This is a genomic window from Vibrio sp., from assembly GCF_984391705.1.
Map to the genome: position 1 here is coordinate 1 of NZ_CFHWOM010000158.1, position 1,378 is coordinate 1,378.

1 protein-coding gene is annotated in these 1,378 nt (G+C 45.3%); it reads left to right on the plus strand.

What is annotated here, in order from left to right; genetic code table 11:
• Positions 1-318: 318 nt before the first annotated feature.
• On the plus strand, positions 319-1,378 hold a 1,060-nt coding region (locus AC4MRV_RS22110), incomplete at its 3' end, for a fructose PTS transporter subunit IIA (RefSeq protein WP_491189415.1).

Genomic DNA, 1,378 nt, shown 5'->3' on the forward strand with positions numbered 1-1,378 from the left:
TGTGCTATTGAGCAAAATCACACTTCCATTTTAAGGTTACAAAAATCCAGTTAACACATCAATTATCCAGTCTGGCAAATCATCAACAAAGCCCTCAAACCCTTATATATTGGAGCAATAACACATTTCACTTATGGTTCATCGACTTCCACATAATGTCACAGATATGCAGTAAGTTTATCCAGTAGACGATCTACATCACACTCTAGTCGGGCGGTTACAATCGTCCAGTAAATGCATTTTTTCTTCACTACTGTCTCCGCTTGGTTAATTTCAAAATACCCCTGAAATAAAAATTATATTTATAGGGGTTCGACAATGATCACCAAACTAATAAATGAAGACTTGATTAAGCTTGATCTTCAAGCGACTTCAAAAGAAGACGTATTTAAAGAACTGGTTGCAGTTCTACACGCCCAAGGTCGTATTTCAGACCAAGAGCAATTTCTTGCAGATATAAAAGCACGTGAAGAATTAGGTAATACCGGATTTGAAGATGGCGTAGCTATCCCACACGCAAAAAGTGCAGCAGTCATCGAACCAGCGGTTGTGATCGGCGTAAGCAAATCAGGTATCGAATACGGCGCGGAAGACGGTTTGCCTTCAAAACTGTTCTTCATGATCGCTTCTCCAGACGGTGGCGATAACCACCACATCGAAGTACTTGCAGAGCTGTCTTCAAAATTAATTGAAGATGGTTTCATTGATGCGTTTTTAGGTGCAACAAACAGCCAAGACGCACTGGCACTCCTACTTGCTAAAGAAGAGCCGCAACCAGTGGCAGACGCACCAGCAAACCAAGGCTTCATCATTGGTGTTACTGGTTGTCCTGCGGGCGTTGCGCACACTTACCTAGCAGCAGAAGCGCTAGAGAAAGGTGCCGCGGCGATGGGTTACGAAATCAAGGTTGAAACGAACGGTTCAATCGGTGTGAAAAACAGCCCAACCGCAGAAGAAATCGAACGTGCAGACGCAATCATCGTAGCGTGTGACAAGCAAGTCGACATGAACCGCTTTGCGGGCAAACGCGTGGTTAAAACTAACGTAAAAGCCCCTATCCGCGATGCTCAAGGTCTGATTAACGAAGCGTTAAGTGCTCCAGAATACCAAGCAGAAGCAAGCAGCAATGCGCAAACTTCTGTTGCAAACAAAGCCTCTCAGGCTCGCTCTGACCTTTACCGCTACTTGATGAACGGCGTATCACACATGATCCCATTCGTTGTCACGGGTGGTCTGTTGATTGCACTTGCTCTTGCAGTCGGTGGTCAGCCAAGTGAAGCGGGCATGGCAATTCCTGAAGGTAGCATGTGGAACCAAATCCTAAACGTAGGTGTGGTTGCCTTTACGCTGATGATCCCAATCCTAGCGGGTTACATTG